General features: G+C 37.9%; 19 protein-coding genes and 2 pseudogenes. 9 read left to right on the top strand and 12 right to left on the bottom strand.

Annotated features, from left to right (window positions below):
• Nucleotides 1-190: 190 nt before the first annotated feature.
• Together gloA and VB711_RS01360 are read right to left on the bottom strand one after the other, a co-directional pair.
• Entirely contained in the window at nucleotides 191-625 is a 435-nt protein-coding gene (gene gloA / locus VB711_RS01355; RefSeq protein ID WP_323283875.1) for a lactoylglutathione lyase, read from the bottom strand.
• Nucleotides 626-782: 157 nt separating this feature from the next.
• Nucleotides 783-1,742 carry an aldo/keto reductase gene (locus VB711_RS01360; RefSeq protein WP_323283876.1) on the bottom strand — a complete coding sequence of 320 codons (960 nt, stop codon included), beginning with the start codon at nucleotides 1,740-1,742 and terminating at the stop codon, nucleotides 783-785.
• A 257-nt stretch (nucleotides 1,743-1,999) separates the two neighbouring features.
• On the opposite strand from VB711_RS01360, the gene VB711_RS01365 reads away from it, so the two are divergent.
• The gene (locus VB711_RS01365; RefSeq protein ID WP_323283920.1) at nucleotides 2,000-2,638 is read left to right on the top strand and encodes a lysophospholipid acyltransferase family protein; all 639 of its coding nucleotides are present in this window, start codon (nucleotides 2,000-2,002) and stop codon (nucleotides 2,636-2,638) included.
• 16 nt (nucleotides 2,639-2,654) lie between these two features.
• On the opposite strand, the gene VB711_RS01370 is transcribed toward VB711_RS01365, so the two are convergent.
• From VB711_RS01370 to VB711_RS01385, 4 genes are all read right to left on the bottom strand, one after another.
• The gene (locus VB711_RS01370) at nucleotides 2,655-3,950 is read right to left on the bottom strand and encodes a response regulator (protein WP_323283877.1); all 1,296 of its coding nucleotides are present in this window, start codon (nucleotides 3,948-3,950) and stop codon (nucleotides 2,655-2,657) included.
• 2 nt (nucleotides 3,951-3,952) lie between these two features.
• On the bottom strand, nucleotides 3,953-6,430 hold the full coding sequence (locus tag VB711_RS01375; protein ID WP_323283878.1) for a hybrid sensor histidine kinase/response regulator: 2,478 nt from the start codon (nucleotides 6,428-6,430) through the stop codon (nucleotides 3,953-3,955).
• A gap of 309 nt (nucleotides 6,431-6,739) precedes the next feature.
• Nucleotides 6,740-8,035, bottom strand: coding sequence for a response regulator (locus tag VB711_RS01380; RefSeq protein ID WP_323283879.1), 1,296 nt, complete (start codon nucleotides 8,033-8,035; stop codon nucleotides 6,740-6,742).
• A gap of 301 nt (nucleotides 8,036-8,336) precedes the next feature.
• Complete coding sequence (locus tag VB711_RS01385) at nucleotides 8,337-8,915, bottom strand: response regulator (protein WP_323283880.1); 579 nt, start codon at nucleotides 8,913-8,915, stop codon at nucleotides 8,337-8,339.
• A 238-nt stretch (nucleotides 8,916-9,153) separates the two neighbouring features.
• Here VB711_RS01385 and lipA point away from each other — a divergent pair, with 238 nt between their 5' ends.
• On the top strand, nucleotides 9,154-10,056 hold the full coding sequence (gene lipA, locus VB711_RS01390) for a lipoyl synthase (RefSeq protein WP_323283881.1): 903 nt from the start codon (nucleotides 9,154-9,156) through the stop codon (nucleotides 10,054-10,056).
• Between the two features lie 59 nt (nucleotides 10,057-10,115).
• Entirely contained in the window at nucleotides 10,116-11,204 is a 1,089-nt protein-coding gene (locus VB711_RS01395; protein ID WP_323283882.1) for a tetratricopeptide repeat protein, read from the top strand.
• A 2-nt stretch (nucleotides 11,205-11,206) separates the two neighbouring features.
• Here VB711_RS01395 and VB711_RS01400 read toward each other — a convergent pair whose 3' ends face one another.
• Together VB711_RS01400 and VB711_RS01405 are read right to left on the bottom strand one after the other, a co-directional pair.
• The gene (locus VB711_RS01400) at nucleotides 11,207-11,902 is read right to left on the bottom strand and encodes a TrkA family potassium uptake protein (protein WP_323283883.1); all 696 of its coding nucleotides are present in this window, start codon (nucleotides 11,900-11,902) and stop codon (nucleotides 11,207-11,209) included.
• Nucleotides 11,903-11,961: 59 nt separating this feature from the next.
• A complete protein-coding gene (locus tag VB711_RS01405; protein WP_323283884.1) occupies nucleotides 11,962-13,296 on the bottom strand; it encodes a TrkH family potassium uptake protein in 1,335 nt (444 codons plus the stop codon).
• Between the two features lie 256 nt (nucleotides 13,297-13,552).
• Between VB711_RS01405 and VB711_RS01410 the strand changes: the two genes are divergently transcribed.
• The 6 genes and pseudogenes from VB711_RS01410 to coaE all read left to right on the top strand — a co-directional run bounded on the left by VB711_RS01410 (nucleotide 13,553) and on the right by coaE (nucleotide 18,122).
• Nucleotides 13,553-14,395 (top strand): methyltransferase domain-containing protein, encoded by an 843-nt coding sequence (locus VB711_RS01410; protein WP_323283885.1) that lies wholly within the window; start codon nucleotides 13,553-13,555, stop codon nucleotides 14,393-14,395.
• A 19-nt stretch (nucleotides 14,396-14,414) separates the two neighbouring features.
• Nucleotides 14,415-15,347, top strand: coding sequence for a homogentisate phytyltransferase (locus VB711_RS01415; RefSeq protein WP_323283886.1), 933 nt, complete (start codon nucleotides 14,415-14,417; stop codon nucleotides 15,345-15,347).
• Between the two features lie 4 nt (nucleotides 15,348-15,351).
• The gene (locus VB711_RS01420) at nucleotides 15,352-15,819 is read left to right on the top strand and encodes a DUF2759 family protein (protein WP_323283887.1); all 468 of its coding nucleotides are present in this window, start codon (nucleotides 15,352-15,354) and stop codon (nucleotides 15,817-15,819) included.
• Nucleotides 15,816-16,518 (top strand): annotated as a pseudogene (gene cobA / locus VB711_RS01425) (uroporphyrinogen-III C-methyltransferase); the annotation flags it as partial. The gene VB711_RS01420 and the pseudogene cobA, both read left to right, overlap by 4 nt.
• Before the next feature lie 200 nt (nucleotides 16,519-16,718).
• Nucleotides 16,719-17,492 (top strand): annotated as a pseudogene (locus VB711_RS01430) (uroporphyrinogen-III synthase); the annotation flags it as partial.
• A 33-nt stretch (nucleotides 17,493-17,525) separates the two neighbouring features.
• The gene (gene coaE, locus VB711_RS01435; RefSeq protein WP_323283888.1) at nucleotides 17,526-18,122 is read left to right on the top strand and encodes a dephospho-CoA kinase; all 597 of its coding nucleotides are present in this window, start codon (nucleotides 17,526-17,528) and stop codon (nucleotides 18,120-18,122) included.
• Nucleotides 18,123-18,172: 50 nt separating this feature from the next.
• Here the strand turns inward: coaE and VB711_RS01440 are convergent, their stop codons facing one another.
• The 4 genes from VB711_RS01440 to VB711_RS01455 all read right to left on the bottom strand — a co-directional run bounded on the left by VB711_RS01440 (nucleotide 18,173) and on the right by VB711_RS01455 (nucleotide 21,877).
• Entirely contained in the window at nucleotides 18,173-18,778 is a 606-nt protein-coding gene (locus VB711_RS01440) for an exopolysaccharide biosynthesis protein (protein ID WP_323283889.1), read from the bottom strand.
• Between the two features lie 41 nt (nucleotides 18,779-18,819).
• A complete protein-coding gene (locus tag VB711_RS01445) occupies nucleotides 18,820-19,695 on the bottom strand; it encodes a lipid kinase (RefSeq protein ID WP_323283890.1) in 876 nt (291 codons plus the stop codon).
• 504 nt (nucleotides 19,696-20,199) lie between these two features.
• Nucleotides 20,200-21,102 (bottom strand): class I SAM-dependent methyltransferase, encoded by a 903-nt coding sequence (locus tag VB711_RS01450; protein WP_323283891.1) that lies wholly within the window; start codon nucleotides 21,100-21,102, stop codon nucleotides 20,200-20,202.
• A gap of 154 nt (nucleotides 21,103-21,256) precedes the next feature.
• On the bottom strand, nucleotides 21,257-21,877 hold the full coding sequence (locus VB711_RS01455) for a heme-copper oxidase subunit III (RefSeq protein WP_323283921.1): 621 nt from the start codon (nucleotides 21,875-21,877) through the stop codon (nucleotides 21,257-21,259).
• Between the last annotated feature and the right edge of the window lie 64 nt (nucleotides 21,878-21,941).

Genomic DNA, 21,941 nt, shown 5'->3' on the forward strand with positions numbered 1-21,941 from the left:
ATAAAATCCTGATGTAATAGATTCTGTCAAGGCATAACTCCTAAAATCATACTTCAATCTTTTTGTTATATCTCCGGTAGTACGGTGAGATTTATGATCTATTATGATCTAATTTAGCGATCGCTCAGGGGAAAGGGTAACTGCTGAGAGTTGATTATCCCCTACTCCCCATCTCTATTTTTCAACCAAATTACTTACTAACAAGCTGTTCTGGTGATTTTTCCTGCACCTTTGCTTCTTGAGTTTTTAATTGAATCAGTTCAACTTTATAACCATCTGGATCTTCTACAAAAGCGATTACCGTTGAACCGTGTTTCATTGGTCCCGGCTCACGGACTACTTTACCACCACGACTTTTAATTTCCTCACAAGTGGCGTAAATATCATCTACACCCAGGGCAATATGACCATAAGCATTACCCAAGTCATATTTATCAACGCCCCAGTTATATGTTAATTCTATGACTGTGTTATCACTTTCGTCCCCATAACCGATAAAAGCCAGGGTAAATTCCCCTCCTGGGTAATCTTTACGTCGCAGTAACTTCATTCCCAGTAGTTCGCAATAAAATTTTAGGGATTCTTCTAGGTTCCCTACCCGCAGCATGGTGTGTAGTAGTCGCATAGTGATATTTGCTTAATTTTTACTTATATTGTATTGTATCGGCTGATTGTTGACTGTTCCCGGTCGGTGAGCGACTTATGCCGAGCGAAGTCGAACCGCTATTACCCATTACCCATTACCCATTACCCATTACCCATTACCCATTACCCATTACCCATTACCATTCCCACATAATTGGGTTACTATCAAGATGATCGGTAACAATGCGGCCAATGGAATCAATTTCGGCAATATCCGCAGGAGAAAGTTGAATATTGCCAGCTTTGGCGTTATCCTGGGCTTGTTCGGCGTAACGTGCGCCAGCGATCGCATTAGTTTGAGGTTGGGCAATTAACCAAGCTAATGCTAACTGAGCCAGGGTACAATTATAACGCTGGGCTATGGGGCGTAGTTCGTCTAAGGCTTGTTGCGCGTGTTCAAAGTTTTCCCCTTGAAATAATTTATTTTTAGCACGGTTATCTGCTGGATCAAATTTAGTTCCTGGAGGGAATTTACCTGTTAACAATCCTTGAGCTAAGGCAGAATAGGCTAAGATGGAAATATTATTTTCAATACAATAAGGCATAGCATCTTTTTCTACTTGCCGCCAAAATAGGGAGTAAGGAGGCTGTAAACTATCAATTCGTCCATATTTGGCTGCTTCTGCCAGTTGGATACCAGAAAAGTTAGAAACGCCAATTACCCGAATTTTACCTTGTGCTTTGAGGTGGTTTAAGGCTCTCATGGTTTCCTCAATGGGTACAATTGGACTATTGAAAGCACCCGTAGGCCAATGAATTTGGTAAAGGTCAATGTAGTCAGTTCTTAGGTTTTTGAGAGAGCGATCGCACGCCTCAATCACTTGATTATACTGGAGATGGTTGGCAAAAACTTTAGTAGCATACTCAACGCGATCGCGAACATCAGATAAAGCTTCAGCAACTATGCGTTCTGAATGTCCTTCTCCATATACCTCAGCCGTATCTATGGTTGTAATTCCCGCTTCATAAGCCGAACGAATGGTTTTAACCGAGTCAGCATCCTCAATTCCCACCCACATCCTTTTACCAGCTTGCCAAGTACCCATTAAGATAGGTGTAATTTTCAAATCTGATGTACCTAATGTTCGCTTTTCCATAGTTGCTCCCTAATTAATCACTTAGAATATTTCCATACTTTAACAGTCTTTCCATCAAATACTCCCTTCCCAGCGTAAGATTAGATATCATCTTTCTTCTTCCTTCTTTCTTCGCGTTCTATCCCTCCGGGACGCTACCGCGAATGCGTCTTTGCGGTTCATTTAATCCATATTCTTTTAGTGAGAAGAGAGTAAAATGAGAGTTAAAGTAGATGCTATGGCAAGCAACAGGTAACACAACCTTTTTTATAGATTTTATGACTAGAACTCGTGAACCATTGATCAGTTTAGCACTTTACCACGCTTTTAAGTGGTCAGTGGTTAGCCCCATGTTACACACATACTTCCGGGGGAAAATTTATGGAGTGGAAAACGTTCCCAAAACTGGACCAGTGTTAGTAGTCAGTAATCATGCTAGTTATTTTGACCCACCGATTGTATCTAATTGTGTAGGTCGTCCAGTGGCATACATGGCTAAAGAAGAGTTGTTTAAAGTACCTGTTTTAGCCCAAGCCATCAGATTATACGGTGCTTATCCAGTTAATAGAGGCAAGGGCGATCGCGCTGCTATCCGTGCGGCTTTAGAATGTTTAGATAATGGCTGGGCTGTCGGTGTATTCTTGGAAGGTACTCGGACTCCAGATGGTCGCATTGCCGACCCTAAAAGAGGTGCAGCACTATTGGCAGCTAAAGCCAAAGTACCTTTTTTACCCGTAAGTTTATGGGGTACTGACAAAATTTTACAACCAGGTTCTAGTCTCCCCCGTTCAGTTCCCATCACTGTGAGAATTGGTAAATTGATTGATGCACCTAGTTCGAGTAATAAAGAAGAATTGGAAGCATTAACCCAAAAATGTGCGATCGCTATTAATGAAATGCACGATTTAGGAAAATAAAATTAATCAATGTTAGCTATGATAAAGGAATTTCGATAATAAACTCTGTTCCGAAACCAGGCTGGGAAAAACACTTGATCAATCCACTATGAAGTTCGACAATAATTTGACGGACAATTGATAATCCTAATCCTGTACCTTTACCTACTGGTTTTGTAGTGAATAAATAATCAAAGGCTTGTTGATAAATTTCTTCTGACATCCCCACACCATTATCTTTAATCCGAATAATTACTCCGGTGCGGTCTACATTTAATGAAGTGTAAATCAGAATTTTTGGTTTTAGAGAATTGCCACATCCATCACTATTATCAATTAATTCATCGATCGCGTCAATAGCATTGGCTAATATATTCATAAATACCTGATTTAGCTTACCAGGAAAGCATTCTACTGGCGGTAAATCACTGTATTCTTTGATGATTTCAATATCAGGGCGATTTGGCAGCGCTTTCAGACGATGTTTGAGGATAACTATTGTACTATCAATACCATCATGAATATTGTAAGCGACTTTGCGATCGCTATCTGCCCTAGAAAATATTCGTAGACTATTACTAATACTCACAATACGCTGCACCCCCTCTTTCATCGAAGCAACTAATTTAACTAAATCAGAACGGATATAATCTAAATCAAGGGCAACGATTTCTTTTTGTAGTTCTGGTAAAGGATCGGGATAATATTTCTCATAAAGATCAATCACACTAAATAAATTTTGTATGTATTCTATTGCAGGTTCTAAGTTTCCTGAAATAAAACCTACAGGATTATTAATTTCATGGGCAATTCCAGCCACTAAGTTACCTAAAGCCGACATTTTTTCCCTTTGTACAAGCTGGAGTTGGGATTCTTGTAGTTCCTTTAATGCCTGGGAAAGTTCAAATGTCCTCTCTGCTACTCTTAATTCTAAGGTTTTTGTTAAGTGCCGCAATTGTAGATGACTTTTAATTCGAGCTAATACTTCTGCTTCCTGAAAAGGTTTAACAATATAATCTACTGCACCTAGTTCTAGACCTTTAACTTTACTATCTGGATCAGAAATACCCGTCATAAAAATGACTGGAATATCTGTGGTATCTGGATTCTCTTTCAATCTTTTACAGGTTTCAAATCCGTCTATTCCTGGCATCATTACATCTAACAAAATCAAATCTGGTGGTTGACGTTGAATTTGCTTAATTGCTCTAATTCCATCAATAGCTGTAGCTACTTCAAACCCTGCATGATTTAAAACATCAGATATAATCGCTAAATTGTTAGGTGTATCATCAACAACTAAAACCAAACTTTCAGTTTCTAAGCATTTCATAATTATCTGATATTTAAATGTGATTTAATTAATTTTTCAATTTCTTCTGCTTGGAAACTATTTGCTAGGTGCATAATTTTTTTGGTCAATGTTGTGTATCTGGGGTCTAAAAGCTCAATTCTGTTTAATTCGTTGATTAGTTTATTCATGCGTCCCTGTTCTGCTAATGCCAGTAATATTTCTAAATCTGCCGATTCTGGGATTACCATTTCTAATTGATTATTGTCAGCTTGAATTTGATTCCCTTGACTTACATTTACTGGTTTTATTTCTTCATATTGCCATTCAATGGACAAAAGATTTGCCAGCATCTTAAATAGTTCTTCAGCTTGGACTGGTTTACTCAAAAAATCATTCCCTCCAGCGTCTAAACTCCGTTGTTGATCAATTTCTGAGACAGAAGCTGATGAAACAATAATTGGGATACTTTTAAATTCTGCTGATTCACGAATATGTTGCAACAACTCATACCCATCCATCACAGGCATTAACAAATCAGTAATAATTAAATTTGGCTGATGTTCTGCCACTTTTACTAAACCTTCTTGACCATCTTGGGCTTCGACAACTATAAAACCCAATGGTTCGAGTAAATTAACAATGACGGAACGATTTTCCCATTTATCATCAACGACTAAAATAGTCTTCTTCTCTCCTTGGTAGCCAGTAATTATATTTTCGGCTGTAGTTGCAGCATCTTTGATCCAATTAATAGCTACCGGAAATTCTACTTCAAAGGAGAATGTGCTACCAACTCCCAATTTGCTTTTTACTTCGATATTACTTCCCATCAAGTTGACTATTTTTTTGCTGATTGCTAATCCGAGTCCTGTTCCTTGAGAGCGAATTACTTTATTTCCTACTTGCTCAAAAGGCATAAAAATACTTTCTAATACATCGGAATCAATTCCTACACCTGTATCTGTAATTTCAAAGCGAATTTTTTTGATTGGTATTTCTGTTTGAATAGGATTATTTAAAACATCTACTTTGAAGGTTACTTTGCCTTGATCTGTGAACTTAACAGCGTTGCCTAATAGATTAATTAGCACTTGTCGCAAGCGTTTTTCGTCGGCTTCAATCCCATCTGGTAATTCAGGGCTAGGTAAATAGACAAATTCGATCTTTTTTTGTTCAGCACGAATATAAAATATCTCGACAATTCCTTGTAAGAAAGCGGGAAAATACAAAGATTTGGGATATAAATCCATTTTCTGAGCTTCGATTTTTGAAAGATCGAGAATATCATTAATTAGTGTGAGAAGATGAGAACCGCATTGGTATATAATATTAATGCCATGTTGTTCTTTTTCTCCCCAATTTGTAGCTCGATTCAAAATTTGAGCGTAACCTAAAATGCCATTCAAGGGTGTACGCAGTTCGTGGCTCATGTTAGCCAAAAAATCACTTTTTGCTTTGTTGGCACTGTCGGCTGCTTCTTTGGCCATGTCTGCTAATATTTTGGATTTCTTGAGTTGAGTTTGTTCCCAAGATTGAACCTGTAAAAGCACAACAATCATTGTTAATCCCAGCGCTAATACTACCAATGCCATTAAATCAAGTGGTTGGAGTTGAGATTCAATGTTTGCGCGGGGAATGACTAAAGCGATTGACCATTTGGTTTCTTTGAGGGGAATAAAAGCTACATATTTACGAGTTCCGTCAATTTGAATTAGTTCAATTCCGCTCTGTTTATTAATCATGCGTTTAGCGATCGCACTTAACCCTTTATCTGCTGACTCTAGCAGATTTGGCCCTGGGTTTTCTAGGGTTGACATTAATTCGGCATTAGGGTGAACAATCGCTTGTCCTTTGGAATTGAGGGCAAAGGCATAGCTGTTTTCACCATATCCCAGTTTATTCACAACTTCCATGATCCGATCTACTTTCACATTTCCTTGAAATACACCAATAGGAGTGGTTTTTTGCTGAGGATTTGGCCAAATTGGTGTAGACATCGCAACTAATGGAACTCTTGTTGCCCGACCAATGTGGGGGTCAGAGATATACGTTTTCCCACTCATGGCTGTTTTGAAGTGGTTACGATCCTTAATATTTGCCTTGGCTTTACCTACTCTGGTATTGTGATAAGAACCATCTGGTTTGGCAATTTGTAAAAAGAAAAATTCGTTGATTCGTTTGAGTTCTGTTTGTAAATAAGGATCAGCAACAGACCAATCTAGAGTGCGTATAACTGCTGTATTCGATAGTGTTTCTATTTCAGCTTTGCGAACAGCTAACCAACCATCAATTTCACGTACTCCTTGTTCTACTTGCAAAAAAGCATTGTTCTGTAAACTTGCTAGAATTAAGTTACGGACTAATTGATAACTAAAATAGGCGCTGACGCTAACTGCTAGGGTCATGCCACCTATCATTAACCTAATTAGTAAATTTCTTGGTGTGTTTTCTTTGCTATTCTTAGTATTATTACCGAGAATGGATTTTTCGTTTTGGTTTTTTACTTGGGATATAGTCATATACCGATGGTTAAAGGTGTATGTATTAACTATTTTTGCTTAAAAATACAGGCTACTTGACAAGGAAAAAATTATATAGCTAGTAGGAATCAAGTTACCACTAGACTGAAAAAAAATGCCCAAGTTCAGTAAAAACTACTATATCACTAATTATGGTTTTTATTCTGATTACTATATTAATCATATCTTATACTAAACACGGCTTAATCATTTGATTCTGTGGGTAAGGGTTTAGCAATGCTAAACCCCTACAAATTTGGGTTTTTCGTAATTTTGTAAAAGTTCATATCCCAACCGTTCTTAGTATAACTAATACAGTGGAATTTCCATGATAAAATCTGTACCAACACCTATTTTAGAAAAACACTTGAGTAGTCCGCCATGAATTTCGACAATAATTTGACGAGCAATAGATAATCCTAAACCTGTACCTTTACCTACGGGTTTTGTAGTGAATAAATAATCAAAGGCTTTTTGATAAGTTTCATCCGACATCCCCACGCCATTATCTTTAATCCGAATGATCACTGCTGTGCTGTCTGGATTGAGTGAAGTGTGAATCCAAATAGTGGGTCGAAGACAATTACTAAGTTCGTGATTTTCACTGATTAATTCTTCTATAGCGTCAATGGCATTTGCTAAGATATTCATAAATACCTGATTGAGTTTACCAGGAAAGCATTCTACTAGGGGTAAATTACCGTAGTCTTTGATGATTTGAATATCAGGGCTTTTGTTAGAGACTTTTAAACGGTGCTGAAGAATAATTAATGTACTGTTGAGTCCGTCGTGAATATTATAGGGAACTTTGCGATCGCTATCTGCCCTAGAAAATATTCTCAGACTTTTGCTAATATTGCCAATGCGTTTGACACCCTCTTTCATCGAGACGATCAAGTTAGGTAAATCAGAACGAATATAATCTAAATTAATAGTAGTAAGTTTTTCCTTTAGCTCTGGCACAGGGGTGGGATAATATTTTTGATAAAGGTCAATAACTCGAAATAAATCCTCTATATACTCTATAGCCGGTGGTAAGTTACCAGCAATAAAACCAATAGGATTGTTAATTTCATGGGCTACCCCTGCAACTAAGTCACCTAAAGCTGACATTTTTTCTCTTTGTACAAGCTGGAGTTGAGATTCCTGCAATTCTTTTAATGCCTGGGAAAGGGCAGATGTTCTTTCTGTTACTTGCAACTCTAAGGTTCTAGTTAAATATCGCAGTTGTAGATGGCTTTTGATTCGAGCCAATACTTCCTCTTCTTCAAAAGGTCTGATAATATAGTCTACTGCTCCTAATTTCAGTCCCTTCACCTTACTCTGTGTATCAGCAACACCGGTCATAAAAATTACTGGTATATCAAGGGTTTCTGGATTTTGCTTCAACCTCTTACAGGTTTCAAATCCATCTATTCCCGGCATAATCACATCTAATAAAATCAAATCTGGTGGTTTACTTTGAATTTGCTTAAAGGCGCTCTCTGCATCAATAGCCGTAGTCACATCAAATCCTGATTTTTTTAATACATAAGAGATGATTTCTATATTGGTAACAGTGTCATCTACTACTAAAATTAAACTATTTTCTTGTATACTACTCATGCCGATGCCCACTGATAATTTCTTAATACAAGTATTTTTAGTTAAACTGGGAGCAGTATTATTCAAATTAGTACGATAGTATACTTCTCATTATAGCGTTATTCGGCAATTTTAACCGAAATTAAAAGAGATAGGGAGGAAGGGAAGGTCATTTTTTCTATGGACTTCTCTTACTTGATTCAGATTCAAGAGTATTCTTCTAATTCTTCCTCCTGACTCCTGACCCTAATTAAAAAACCTGCCTTTTCTCTTTGCTCAGTAGGATAGGGCAGGTCATGTAAAAGTTAGCAGTTCATGGGAGCTACTTAATTTTCTGTTTAACAAATGTTACAACCTGAGCCAGTTGTTTTTTCAAATTATCAATTTCTATCTGCATCTTGACAATTTTTTCATTTAGTGATTTTACTTCTGCTGATAAATCGGAATCTTGAGCAGAACTTATTATTGTTTCCGCTTCGTTGTTAACCTGAAGGACTGTTGCCGGAACAGATTCGTGACGTATTCCTTTAGCTTTGACCATAGCTGACTTAATTGCAGCAATTAGTTGCTTTTGATCAAAGGGTTTGTTCAGAAATTCAAAATATTCAAAAGGCTCCTGAATTTTTTCAGTTACCTCTTCCTTGAGGCCTGACATGATGACCAATGGAATTTCCCTTAATTGTGGCTGGGCTTGAATTTTCTGGAAAACTTCCCAGCCACTCATTTTCGGTAAAATGAAGTCTAGCATGATCAGGCTTAACTTTTCTTGCAAGATCAGATTGTAAGCTTCCAATCCGTCTTTAGCTTCTAATACCTCGAAGTTGCCTGGAGGCAACATTTCTCGTACTCTTACCCTGACAACGGTGGTGTCGTCAATAACCAAAATTTTATTACTTGCCACGACTGATTGCTCTACCAGAAACTTTAAATGTAGATGGCAGGTTTGCCGACTGATCTTGAAATTCTCCCACTATATCTAAATTTTATGTAGATTAGGGGGGAGTATATTCCTGTACAAATGATAATAAGGCAGGTGTTTTGTCAAACCTCTGCTTCTGTTCTAATTAATTTGTATCATATTAATTGCAATTAACAGGAAACTCAGATTGAGGTATTTGTCTATTCAATGGGTAATCTTTATGAATGCTTCACAAAAAAATCAAATTAAATCAGAAATTACAGCGATGCCAAGGTGGTTACGCCGCCCCATAGGTAAGGCCAGTGAGATATCTACTGTACAACGCATTATTAAACACCGTCAAATTCATACGATTTGTGAAGAGGGGCGTTGTCCTAACCGGGGGGAGTGTTATGCCCAAAAGACGGCAACTTTTTTACTACTGGGTTCAACTTGCACCCGTTCTTGCGCTTTTTGTCAAGTAGATAAAGGTCATGCACCAATGGCTGTGGATGATCAAGAACCACAAAAGGTAGCCCAGGCTGTGCATTTGTTGGGATTGCGGTATGTAGTTTTAACTTCTGTAGCCCGTGATGATTTGGCTGATGGGGGATCTGGGCAGTTTGTCAAGACGATGGAGGCTATTCGTCAAATGCAAAAAGCAACGGAGATTGAAGTGCTGACACCAGATTTTTGGGGTGGTATGGGTGTGGGAGTTATTAGTCAACGCGATCGCCTAGAGATGATTGTGAAGGCTAAACCAGTGTGTTTTAATCATAATGTGGAGACTGTACGCTCTTTAACTGGTCCGGTACGTCGGGGGGCGAAGTACGATCGCTCTTTGCAAGTTTTAGCAACAGTCAAAGAGATTGATGTCACTATACCTACTAAATCAGGATTGATGTTGGGACATGGAGAAACCCTGGAGGAAGTAATTGAGACAATGAAAGATTTGCGGAATGTAAAGTGCGATCGCTTAACTGTGGGTCAATATATGCGTCCTTCTTTGGCACATTTACCAGTCCAAAAATACTGGACTCCAGAGGAATTTACCCAAATTGGCAAAATAGCCCAAGATATGGGATTTAGCCACGTTCGTTCTGCTCCTCTAGTTCGTAGTTCCTACCATGCTGGGGTTAATTAACAGTAGCAGAAAGGGTATTCTATGTAAACGAATGATTTTTATGTATAGGTCTACCAATCATGTCTAAAGGATTTCAAATTCGTAAGTGTTTACATTTATTAACCATCCCACCTCTAAGATTTTTACTGGCTTCTTCGACATTTTTAGTTTTGACTTTACCAGCAACTCAGGTATCAGCGCAAAATTTGGTTTCTCAGGATCTAGATGCGGCTATTTTCTACCAACAGGGAGTCACACGCTATCAACGTCGCGATTTTCAGGCTGCGGAGTCGGCTTTTCGTCAAGCGTTGCAACGAGATACTAATATTAGCTCGGCCCGGAATTATTTAGGGAATATTCTGTTACAACAAAATCGCTTGGATTTGGCTATACAAGAGTATGGAGAGGCGATTAGACTCAATCCTAATGTGGGGGAAGCTTATTATAATTTAGGGTTGGCGTTGCAGCAACAGGGACAAAAAGAAGCGGCGATTACTGCTTATCGTCAAGCCTTGGTAATTAATCCCACAATGGCTGCGGCACATTATAATCTAGGGTTTGTTTTATATGAACAAGATCAACGCCAGGAAGCGATCGCTGCTTATCAGCAAGCAATTAACTTTGATGGTAATAATCCTAATGCGTATTTTAACTTAGCGATCGCTCAACAACAAGAAGGTATAGTGGAAAAGGCGATCGATAATTATCGTCAAGTATTAAGGCTCGATCCTAACAATGATCGAGCTTACAACAATTTAGGTAGTCTGATGGTAATTCAAGGTCAAACTTCAGAAGCCATGACTATCTACCAACAAGCTATTCGCCAAAATCCCAAAAATGCCTCGGCTTACTATAATTTAGGAGTCATCTTATACAATCAAGGTAATTTAAAAACAGCTAGTCAAGTATTGAAACGCGCCAGTAAAGAATATCGTGAACAAGGCGATATTGAACAAGGGGAAAAAACTGATCAAATAGTCCAACAAATCGATCAACTTTTAGCACCAAAATCAGCTACTACCATACCAGAACCAGCACAAACTACCATAGAAATACCAAGCGATATACCATCGGCTATTGAACCCCCAGTACAAACAATAGAAGAAATTCCACCTGCACCAATAGTTCCTAATTTAACCCCAGAGGAAACTAACACTATGGGAAAATAACTTCAAATTGGTAAACGATTAATATCTTTATTGCAACCAATAACTACCATTGCTGAACCACGTTCTAAACGCTTGGTGGGGTCAGGATTAATTTGAAATTTACCATCCTGACTCACAGCCAACAAATTCAAACCGTAACGGTTACGAAGTTGGATTTCAGTAATATTTTTTCCGTGAAATTCATCAGGGACAAGTAACTCAACAATGCTATGGTCTGGGTCGAGATCAAATCTTTCTAAAATAGATGGTTTAGTTAGTGTACGAGCTAAAGCACAACCCGCCTCATATTCTGGAAAAACAACATGATCTGCTCCTACTCGCATTAACAATTTGCGGTGAACTTCACTAGAAGCTTTAGCAACTACATGAGGTACACCACCCTCTTTGACATTCAAAGTGGTAATAATACTTTCTTGGATATAATTACCAATTGCTATAATTACCGTATCAAATTCAAAAATTCCCGCTTCTTTTAAAGCTGCTGACTCAGTTGAATCTAATTGCAAAGCATGACTGGTAATTTCGTCATTTAATGCTTCAGAAACTCGCTTTTCATCAACATCTGTAGCCAGAACTTGATAACCTAAATTGTGCAGCGTAGAACACACAGAACGACCAAAACGGCCTAAACCAATGACAGCAAATTGGTGGTTATCTTTACGCAAACTGCGGATAAATTTTAAAGATGAGAGATTCATAATTTAATGCACCCAGGATTTTCAAGATTAAAGGATAAACAAAATTGATTACTTTACCCTTATCCAACGAGTAAATTTTCTTCGGGATAGTGAATTCTGCTAGGACGAGGATCTCCTAGCATGGCTGACATTAATAATAAAATGCCTACTCGACCAATATACATTGTGGCAATTAATATTAATTTTGCTGCTGTAGAAACACTACCAGTAATTCCTGTAGAAAGTCCCACTGTCCCAAAGGCTGATACTACTTCAAAGAGAATTTGGATAAATGCTAATTTAGGATCTGTCAAGCTAATTAAAATTGTGGAAACAATCACAGTGATTATTGAACCCACAAACACACCAACTGCTTTCAAAATTAATGATATCGCAATTTTACGATCATAAAGTAAAACCTCTTCTTTCCCCTGGAGTATAGATTTTGTACAACTGGTTAGAACTCTCAAAGTTGTTGTTTTAATGCCACCTCCTGTTCCACCCGGACTCGCACCAATAAACATCATAGCAATTGTAATAAACAAGCCAGCGTTACTCATTTTGCCAATATCAATAGTGTTGAAACCAGCAGTTCTAGGAGTCACTGATTGAAACCAGGCTAATAAGATTTGATGGGTAAAACTTAACCCACCCAAGGTTTCAGGGTTTCTACTTTCTATACAAAAAAAGGCAATTGTTCCTCCCAATAATAATATTATAGTTGTGCTAGTTGCCACTTTGAAATCTAGAGAGAAGATTAAAACATTAGTTTTTTTGATGATGCGATCGCGCAGCCAAATGTACATATCTAAAATTACTTGATAACCAATCCCCCCGAAAATTATTAAGCCAGTCATAGTAAAAACAACTAAAAAAGAGGACTGATAACCTATCAAACTATCTTTGAATAAGCTAAAGCCTGCATTATTCCAAGCATTAACACTATGAAATAGTGCTAACCATATTCCTTGATTCCAGCCATATTCGGGGACAAAAACTGGCATTAATAGAAATACGCCAGTAATTTCAAAAATTATGGTTGTAGCAATAATGGAACGGATAATTTGACTACTGCCACTTATTCCTGGTCGATCTAAAGCTTGTTGAATTGCTACTTTTTGCCGCAAATCAAATCTTCTGCCAATTAACAAAATCAAAAAGGTCGTGGTTGTCATGTAGCCCAAACCGCCAATTTGAGCTAATAACATAATAACTAATTGACCCCAAAAGGAAAACTCAGTACCAGTATCAACTACGGCTAATCCAGTAACACAAACTGCGGAAGTAGAGGTGAATAGTGCGACAATAGGATCATTCCACGTACCACCGCTAGTTGAGAAAGGCATCATCAAGAGGATTGCTCCTATAGCGATGACTGCTAGAAATCCCAGACAAATTGTGCGAGCAACAGTCATAAGTAATTAGAAATTTAAAAGTCAAAATTCAAAGTCTTCAAAAATAGAACAGGGAACAGAGTTGAAACTTTTGTGGTGTATAGCTTTGTTTTAAAATTTTTTAGGTCATTTACCCGCAATATGCGGTAATGGTGGCAAGGATTTTTAATTCTTACCTTGATGTACCCAACAACTGCTATATCTAATTAAAAACACAGATGGTAGTCTACAAGTATGTTCTTTTAAAATTTCACGTTGTTTTAATATTGCTTTGGTTATGAGTACAACACTTTATCAGGAAATTCAACAATTTTACGATGCTTCCTCTGGTCTGTGGGAACAGATTTGGGGGGAACATATGCACCACGGCTACTATGGAGCGGAGGGTAAGGATAAAAAAGAGCGTCGTCAAGCGCAAATAGATTTGATTGAAGAATTGCTAAGTTGGGCTGGGGTAACGGGTGCGGAGGATATTTTAGATGTGGGTTGCGGTATTGGGGGCAGTTCTTTACACTTAGCTGCCAAATTTGGAGCTAATGCCACGGGAATCACCCTCAGTCCTGTACAAGCGGCTAGAGCCACGGAAAGGTCTAGGGAAGCTAATTTGAGTCAAAGAACTAATTTCCTGGTGGCCAATGCTCAAGAGATGCCTTTTAATGATAATTCTTTTGACTTGGTGTGGTCGCTGGAAAGTGGTGAACATATGCCAGATAAAACTAAGTTTCTGCAAGAGTGTTACCGGGTGTTAAAGCCTGGTGGGACTTTGATTATGGTTACTTGGTGTCATCGTCCAACGGATACATCACCACTGACGACGGATGAACAGAAGCATTTGCAGGATATTTATCGAGTGTACTGTTTACCTTATGTAATTTCTTTGCCTGAGTACAGAGCGATCGCTCATCAACTACGATTAAACAATATTCGCACAGATGATTGGTCTGTGGCTGTTGCCCCTTTTTGGGATTTTGTGATTGATTCGGCTTTTACTCCTCAAGCGGTTTTTGGCTTACTATTTTCTGGTTGGAGTACAATTCAGGGGGCTTTATCTCTGGGTTTGATGCGTCGAGGATATGAACGTGGTTTAGTTAAATTCGGGTTATTGTGCGGAAATAAGTAAGAAGATTTAGTTAATTATAATGAACCAATTTGAAAGACAAAATTTCTCTTTTTCTCCAGAAAAATGGCTTTATGCTTTTTGGCAATTTTCCCGTCCACATACGATTATTGGGACAAGTTTAAGTGTGTGGAGTTTATATTTGATTACTCTTGGTGTAACTGCTGCTAAGTTTTCTTTTGTTGAAGTTTTAGGGGCTTGGATTGCTTGTTTATGTGGCAATATCTACATTGTGGGGTTGAATCAATTAGAAGATGTGGAGATTGATAAAATTAATAAGCCTCATTTACCCATAGCATCAGGAGAGTTTACTAGGGAACAAGGAAAATTAATTGTCATTATTACTGGAATTTTGGCGCTGGTTTTGGCTTGGTTAATTGGTCCTTTTTTATTGGGGATGGTGGGGATTAGTTTGGCGATTGGTACGGCTTATTCATTGCCACCAATTCGTTTAAAACAATATCCTTTTTGGGCAGCGTTGTGTATTTTTTCGGTGCGGGGGACAATTGTTAATTTAGGGTTATTTTTGCATTTTAATTGGTTGTTAGAAAGAAGTCCAGTTATTCCCTTGATTGTATGGGCATTGACGGCGTTTATTTTGGTATTTACAGTAGCGATCGCTATTTTTAAAGATATTCCTGATTTGGAGGGAGATAGACTTTACAATATCACAACTTTCACTCTCCAATTAGGCAAGCAAGCAGTCTTTAATCTTGCCCTTTGGATCATTACTGTTTGTTACTTGGGAATGATTTTATTTACCCTGTTACCTAATTCTGCAACTAACTCAATATTTGTGATAACTACACATTTAGGTTTGTTGGTTTTGATGTGGTGGCAAAGTAGGACAGTAGACTTAGAAAATAAAAGTGAAATTGCTCAATTTTATCAGTTTATCTGGAAACTCTTTTTTATCGAATATCTCCTTTTCCCTATTGCCTGTATTTGGGCTTAAAATCATGTTAGAAGATTTGCAAATTACCAATATTTTCGCCATTGGCTTAGTAGTTGTTTCTATCTCTCTCCTGGGATATTTTTCCGTAAAAACTTTAATCACTTCCAATTCTTTTCAACAAGGAATTAAACTTTATCAAGCCAAAGATTACCAAGGTGCAGAAGCAGCGTTTCGTAAAGTCATTGCGATCAATTCTACTAATGATGTAGTGCGTCTGTTGTTGGGTGACTTGTTAAACAATCAAGGAAAAACCGACGAAGCCAAAGAATTATTCACTCAAGTAATTAATCGCAGTCCCAAAAATGCTGATGCTTATTTAAGGTTAGCGAATATCTTATTACTCCAAGAAAAACAGGAAGAAGCCCTCAAAAATCTTGAACAATCAAAAGCCTTATTTCAAAAACAACGTCAACCAGAAAAAGCGCAAACAATAGCCAAAATTATCCAACAAGTTACTACAAAGACAAAATGACCAATGGTAAAGTATATCTAGTAGGTGCAGGTCCAGGAGATGTGGCTTACTTAACAGTCAAGGCTTACAAACTCTTGGCTACTACTCAAGTATTAGTTTATGATGCTTTAGTAGATGGACAATTATTAGATTGTGTACCACCCGATTGTCTGAAAATAGATGTAGGTAAACGCGGTGGTAAACCCAGCACTGACCAAAGTAAAATTAACCAATTATTAGTAAATCACTGTCAAGCAGGAAAACAAATTGTTCGGCTAAAATCAGGTGATCCATTTATTTTTGGACGTTGTACTTCTGAAATAGAAGCTTTAAAAACTGCGGGTTGTGATTTTGAAGTTGTACCCGGTATTTCCTCAGCCTTAGCAGCGCCTTTATTAGCAGGAATACCCCTGACAGATCCCGTTCTTAGTCGCAGTTTTGCAGTGTTTACAGCCCATGAACCAGAAGCTTTAGATTGGGAGGCACTATCAAGGTTAGAAACTTTGGTAATTTTAATGGGAGGGCAAAATTTAGCCGAGATTGTCCATCAACTGCTACGATATCAGAAAGCGTATTCCACACCCATAGCGATTATCCGTTGGGCTGGAACTCCTAATCAAGAAATTTGGATAGGAGAACTAAATAATATCTTAGCCAAAACTGCTAATTTATCCCTATCTCCTGCGGTAATAGTAATTGGTGAAGTAGTAAGATTACGTCAATTTATGAAAACTGTCTGAAATCAGGATATCCAGGATTTGAGGATTTACAGGATGAAAACAGAAATTTTATCACTTATTACCAACCTCAACTCGATAACTAGCAACTTGGGTTATTTACAAGATTAACAATCTTCTTTTTTCTTCTTTCTTCGCGTCTTTGCGGTTCAATTAATCTATATGGATAGCCATTTTTCCTCACCCCTCGCTGGTAAAACAATTTTAGTAACCCGTTCAGTAGGTCAATCGAGTCAATTTAGCGATCGCCTTGCTGCCGCAGGTGCTAAAGTAATTGAAATGCCAACCTTAGAAATTTCTCCTCCTTCCAGTTGGGAAGCTTTAGATCAGGCAATTTTTAATTTATCTAGTTTCAACTGGTTAATTCTCACCTCGACCAACGCAGTAGATTACTTTTTTAGCAGACTCAACAGCCAAGGTAAAGGTAAAAATTCCTTAGTTGGGGTAAAAATTGCCGTTGTTGGTGAAAAAACTGCCCAAAGTCTCAAACAACATCATATCCAACCCGATTTTATTCCTCCTAATTTTGTGGCTGATTCTTTGATAGACCACTTTCCCGAAACATTAGCAGGTCAAAAGATTTTATTTCCTAGAGTAGAAACTGGTGGGAGAGAAGTTTTAGTTAAACAATTCACAGCTAAAGGTGCAGAAGTTATAGAAGTTCCCGCTTATCAATCTTCCTGTCCCGATAGTATCCCCCTAGCAGCAGAATTAGCTTTACGAAACTGTACTGTGGATATAATTACTTTTGCTAGTTCTAAAACAGTGCAATTTTTCTGTTTATTAACAGCAGGTCTTTTCAATCAAGATCACTTAGATAAAATTTGTATTGCTTCCATTGGTCCCCAAACTTCAAAAACTTGCCGTGATTTATTTGAACGTGTGGATATTGAAGCAGAAGAATATACTTTAGATGGTTTAACTGAGGCAATTATTAAATGGGCAATTAAACATTAAAATTTGTCTCACCCAATCACGCAAAAAAAGATAATGGCTAAACGCTTAATTGGTTTAACTGGTGGTATAGCCACAGGTAAAACTACGGTGACAAATTATTTAACCAGTGCTTACAATTTGCCGATTTTAGATGCTGATGTTTATGCTAGAGATGCCGTAGTTTTAGGTTCACCAATTCTAGAAAAAATTGCCCAACGTTACGGACAAGAAATTCTACTCCCAGATGGGAATCTGAATAGATCAAAGTTAGGAGAACTTATTTTTAATCAGCTAGAAGAACGTCATTGGATAGAAAACTTAATTCATCCTTATGTGAGAACCTCTTTTAATCAAGCCATTAATGAATCATCTGCATCAACTTTAGTTTTAGTCATACCTCTATTATTTGAAGCAGGTTTGCAGAATTTAGTGACAGAGATTTGGGTTGTATATTGTTCACCAGAACAACAACAACAGAGACTAATGCAGCGTAATCATTTAACCGCAGAACAAGCCCAAACCAGGATTAACAGCCAATTACCCATCCAACAAAAAATCAATGCTGCTGATATTATTTTAGATAATTCTTCCAGTTTAGAATTTCTTTTACAGCAGGTAGATAAAGCAATTAACAAAAATTTACATAACTGACCGAAAGTATTTTTAAAACTCTCTTACCTTTGCGGTTCATTTTTCCGTATTTATTTGAAAAAATCAGGTAGCAAACCAGGGGCTAACCACAAAGCATAACCAATAAAGGCAAATAACAAAGTTATTAAAACAGTAATTATATAACCAATAAACATTAGTAAACCATCTGATTCAAGAGTAGCAACAGCCAAAAGTAAAATTCCTACCGTAGGAAAGGGATTAGTCAAAGGAACTGGGGAAATTAATAATATTGCCAACCAAGAAATACAAAACCCATTAAATCGCCAAATCAAAGAATGAGAAGCTAGTTTTTGCCAACGGGGGCGGGTTATTTTCTCTAATATCTTAGTGACTCGTCCTAAATTTTGTAAAATTAATTGGGCAAAGGAACGCGGAAATCGGAAAGTAGCAATTTTTCTAGGTAGCCAGGGCGATCGCCTACCCAAAAGCATTTGTAGTGATAACAACAAGCAACCACCACCACAAGGTGTAGTTAGACCCGGTGGCATAGGAAATAAAAATGGTAAAACTAAGACAGCAATTACTAAACTAAAGCCTCGTTCTGAAGTTTCTGCGAGGATATCGCCAAGGGTAAGTGGCTGTTCAGCGAGACGTTGCAGTAAAGACTTTATATCTTGAGAAAATCTCAAAGGCATTTAAATCTAAGTTAATAAGAATTTCCACCATGTCCAAACTATTATAATCTTGGCACAAAAACAGCGATCGCTCTAGGAATTACCTTAAATACAGCCGGAGTATAAGTTGTAATTTCTCCATCAGTATTTATAGGACGTGGTTTGCGCGTATAAACTGCAATTTCTTCTCCCTGTAAAGCCCGAACATTGTCCCAGTCTATATGTCTACCCTGACGCATTGCAGGTAATAAAGGGATAATTTGCCACCAGTGTTTTATTTCTAAGCTATAAAGATCCAAGCGTTGGTCATCTATAGTAGCATCATGTACCACAGCCATACCGCCACCATAATATCGACCATTACCCACAGCAATTTGTACTGTTTTGACCATAATTGATTGGCCATTAATGCAAATTTCCGCATGAAAAGGACGAGATTCCCAAACTACTTGTAATGCTATCACTGCATAAGCAAATATTCCCCAACGACGTTTAACTTCTTTAGTTAACCTTTCGGTGATTTTCACACTTAATCCTAAACTAGCCACATTAAAAAAATACTTACCATTGACCAACCCCAAATCAATGCGTCGCAGATTTCCATCAGCAATAATTTGGCAAGCTTCAGATAAGGAATTAGGAATACCCAAAGTTTTTGCCAAGTCGTTTGCAGTTCCCAAGGGCAGAACTCCCAAAGGTATTTGAGTATCAACTATAGCATCTACGGCGGCATTGAGAGTCCCATCACCACCACCAACAATTACCACATCAATCTTCGACCGATATCGACGGATTACATCACCTAAATCTTTTGGGTTTTCTGTAGATTCTTCAATTACATTAAACCCAAGTGTTTCTAGACAGTGAATAGCTTCTGAATAACGTTCCTGTCCTTGACGAGAATGACGATTTACTAATAACAGTGCGCGGGAACTCATAGGTATTAATAGTTGTAATTAGCCAAGTACAGTTACCTGACAAAAAATCTTCCCAGGCTTTTTGGATGGACAAGTCCCTCACATAGTTTAGCGTTACCAAGCTTCAAAAAAACTGGTAAACCAAAAAGGATTTAGTGTACTTTTTCTTTTTACCAATACCTGCTTGATCAAAAAGCCTCCCATCTATCCAGTTCCCCTCCTCGCTTGCGGGGCTACCGTGTACACACAAGTCTTATCAAGATTAAATCGGCGGTTAGAAACCGCAACTACACAGGCAAAACCCACCTCCGTGGGTTAAAAATAAGTAGTTTTTCTTCAGTCCACGCAGGTGGACTTTGTTTGTGTAGCCGTGATTTCTAATCGCCAGGGCTTGTTTTGGGTAATCAGATCACTTGTGTGTACACCGTAGCGCTTGCGGGGAGGGGCTAGGGGTGGGGTAAAACGGCTGTGGGATAACGATATTACCTTGCTTTGACACCAATGACCGCCCGCCTATTCTTTCTTTTATACTAAAGGTGTACTATAAGCACTAAAACCGTAAGCCAAATTTGCCTTTTGTGCTTCTGATGGCTTGAGACTACTATTAATTGCTTTAGAAAAAGGTACGGGAATGCCCTTAATAGTTTCTGGCAAAATAGCATATTCTGTTGTTGGTTCTACAACGTATTCTAGACACTTGTTTTTAATGCCAGCATCAGCTAACATTTGCTCAATTTCTGCACCAGAATATTGCTTTAAATAAACCGGGTTTCTACTCACAGGATTTAATTTCCTGATAAAATTGTGTATAATGTGAGAAGGACAAGCCTTATTATGAAAAGAGTGATTAAAAACAAACATTCCTCCTGGCTTGAGGACGCGAGCTATTTCTGCCATTAGTTTTCTTAACTGTGCATCAGGAATGTGCATAAAAACACAATTAGAAATTACTAAATCTATAGAGTCATCTTGTAAAGGTAATATTTCGGCTGAAGTGCAAATTACAAAAAATTCAGCCCCAGGGAAAAAATCATATTCTTGTTTAACCTTAATCAAGCGTTCCAATAGAGGTTGAGAAATATCAATACCATAATATTTTTGACATTGCAGATTTTTATTTTTAGAAAGGTGTAATGGAGCGCGACCGTAACCACAACCAAGTTCTAAAATACTATCAACAGACCTATTAAGAGGAAACTTATTCCAAGTGCCACCTGGTTTGCCAGTTAAGAGAGTATAATCTTTTTTAATGGGAGATGTTTCTTCAACGGTATCAATTTTTTGAGAACCATAGTAAGTTTTACCAATTTTATCCCATGTTTGTTTATGTTGAGTTTTATTTAACTGGGCATAGTCGCTAGGAAAATAAATGCCTTCGATCAATTCAAAGTTATCTAAACTAAGTTGGAGATTAGTTGGTGAACTCATAATATGATTCCTGATTAAAAGTTAATTTTGTTTTATATTATACTTATAATTTGGTCTTAAAGCAACCCAATAAATATTAAATTTTAAGCAAGTCCGAAGAAGAATAAAGACATAAGCCATTAGAATTATCTTCAATTCTTCTCCGGTAATTCACTTAAAGTATATAGAGTAATCCAAACAAAATAATCCAGATTACATCGACAAAGTGCCAGTACAGTTCAGCCGCTTCAATACCGAAGTGTTTTTCGTTGCTATAGTGGCCGGGTGTGCGCGATCGCCATAAAACCGCCAAAATAGCTAAAACCCCTATAGTTACGTGCAAACCGTGAAAACCAGTCAACACATAAAAGGCACTAGCGAACAAATTGGTAGTTAAACCAAATTCCAAATGAGTATATTCATACACCTGGCCACACAAGAAAATAGCGCCCATAGCCGCAGTAATTGTCAACCAGATACGCATCCCTTTTGCATCATTCTTTTTAATCGCCGTGTCAGCGTTGTGCATCACAAAACTGCTGGAAATCAAAATTATAGTATTCACACCTGGTAACAACAATTCCAACTCAGGTGTACCCTCTGGCGGCCACACAGGTAAGGTAGAACGGAAAGCTAGATAAGCACCGAACATTCCCAAAAAAATCATCCCTTCTGCAATTAAGAAGACAACCAAACCAAACAAGCGATGATCTGGGTGTTCCTCATGATGAGAAACTGCTGCTGCATGGTGATGACTTTGTTCAATTGTCGTTGAATCAATTATTTGACTTTGCATAAATTGGTGATTGGTGATTGGGAATTGGTGATTGGTGATTGGGAATTGGTGATTGGGGATTGGG

Origin of the sequence: Cronbergia sp. UHCC 0137, from assembly GCF_034932285.1 — a bacterium.
Lineage (GTDB): Bacteria > Cyanobacteriota > Cyanobacteriia > Cyanobacteriales > Nostocaceae > Cronbergia.

Excerpts from the sequence above, each read along its gene's own strand:
- VB711_RS01365 (WP_323283920.1), top strand. The coding sequence starts at position 2,000 with ATGACTAGAACTCGTGAACCATTGATCAGTTTAGCACTTTACCACGCT.
- coaE (WP_323283888.1), top strand. The coding sequence starts at position 17,526 with ATGGCTAAACGCTTAATTGGTTTAACTGGTGGTATAGCCACAGGTAAA.
- VB711_RS01400 (WP_323283883.1), bottom strand. The coding sequence starts at position 11,902 with ATGAATCTCTCATCTTTAAAATTTATCCGCAGTTTGCGTAAAGATAAC.
- VB711_RS01440 (WP_323283889.1), bottom strand. The coding sequence starts at position 18,778 with ATGCCTTTGAGATTTTCTCAAGATATAAAGTCTTTACTGCAACGTCTC.
- VB711_RS01375 (WP_323283878.1), bottom strand. The coding sequence starts at position 6,430 with ATGACTATATCCCAAGTAAAAAACCAAAACGAAAAATCCATTCTCGGT.
- VB711_RS01410 (WP_323283885.1), top strand. The coding sequence starts at position 13,553 with ATGAGTACAACACTTTATCAGGAAATTCAACAATTTTACGATGCTTCC.
- lipA (WP_323283881.1), top strand. The coding sequence starts at position 9,154 with ATGAATGCTTCACAAAAAAATCAAATTAAATCAGAAATTACAGCGATG.
- VB711_RS01360 (WP_323283876.1), bottom strand. The coding sequence starts at position 1,742 with ATGGAAAAGCGAACATTAGGTACATCAGATTTGAAAATTACACCTATC.
- VB711_RS01455 (WP_323283921.1), bottom strand. The coding sequence starts at position 21,877 with ATGCAAAGTCAAATAATTGATTCAACGACAATTGAACAAAGTCATCAC.
- VB711_RS01370 (WP_323283877.1), bottom strand. The coding sequence starts at position 3,950 with ATGAAATGCTTAGAAACTGAAAGTTTGGTTTTAGTTGTTGATGATACA.
- VB711_RS01445 (WP_323283890.1), bottom strand. The coding sequence starts at position 19,695 with ATGAGTTCCCGCGCACTGTTATTAGTAAATCGTCATTCTCGTCAAGGA.
- VB711_RS01450 (WP_323283891.1), bottom strand. The coding sequence starts at position 21,102 with ATGAGTTCACCAACTAATCTCCAACTTAGTTTAGATAACTTTGAATTG.
- VB711_RS01415 (WP_323283886.1), top strand. The coding sequence starts at position 14,415 with ATGAACCAATTTGAAAGACAAAATTTCTCTTTTTCTCCAGAAAAATGG.
- VB711_RS01420 (WP_323283887.1), top strand. The coding sequence starts at position 15,352 with ATGTTAGAAGATTTGCAAATTACCAATATTTTCGCCATTGGCTTAGTA.
- VB711_RS01395 (WP_323283882.1), top strand. The coding sequence starts at position 10,116 with ATGTCTAAAGGATTTCAAATTCGTAAGTGTTTACATTTATTAACCATC.
- VB711_RS01380 (WP_323283879.1), bottom strand. The coding sequence starts at position 8,035 with ATGAGTAGTATACAAGAAAATAGTTTAATTTTAGTAGTAGATGACACT.
- gloA (WP_323283875.1), bottom strand. The coding sequence starts at position 625 with ATGCGACTACTACACACCATGCTGCGGGTAGGGAACCTAGAAGAATCC.
- VB711_RS01405 (WP_323283884.1), bottom strand. The coding sequence starts at position 13,296 with ATGACTGTTGCTCGCACAATTTGTCTGGGATTTCTAGCAGTCATCGCT.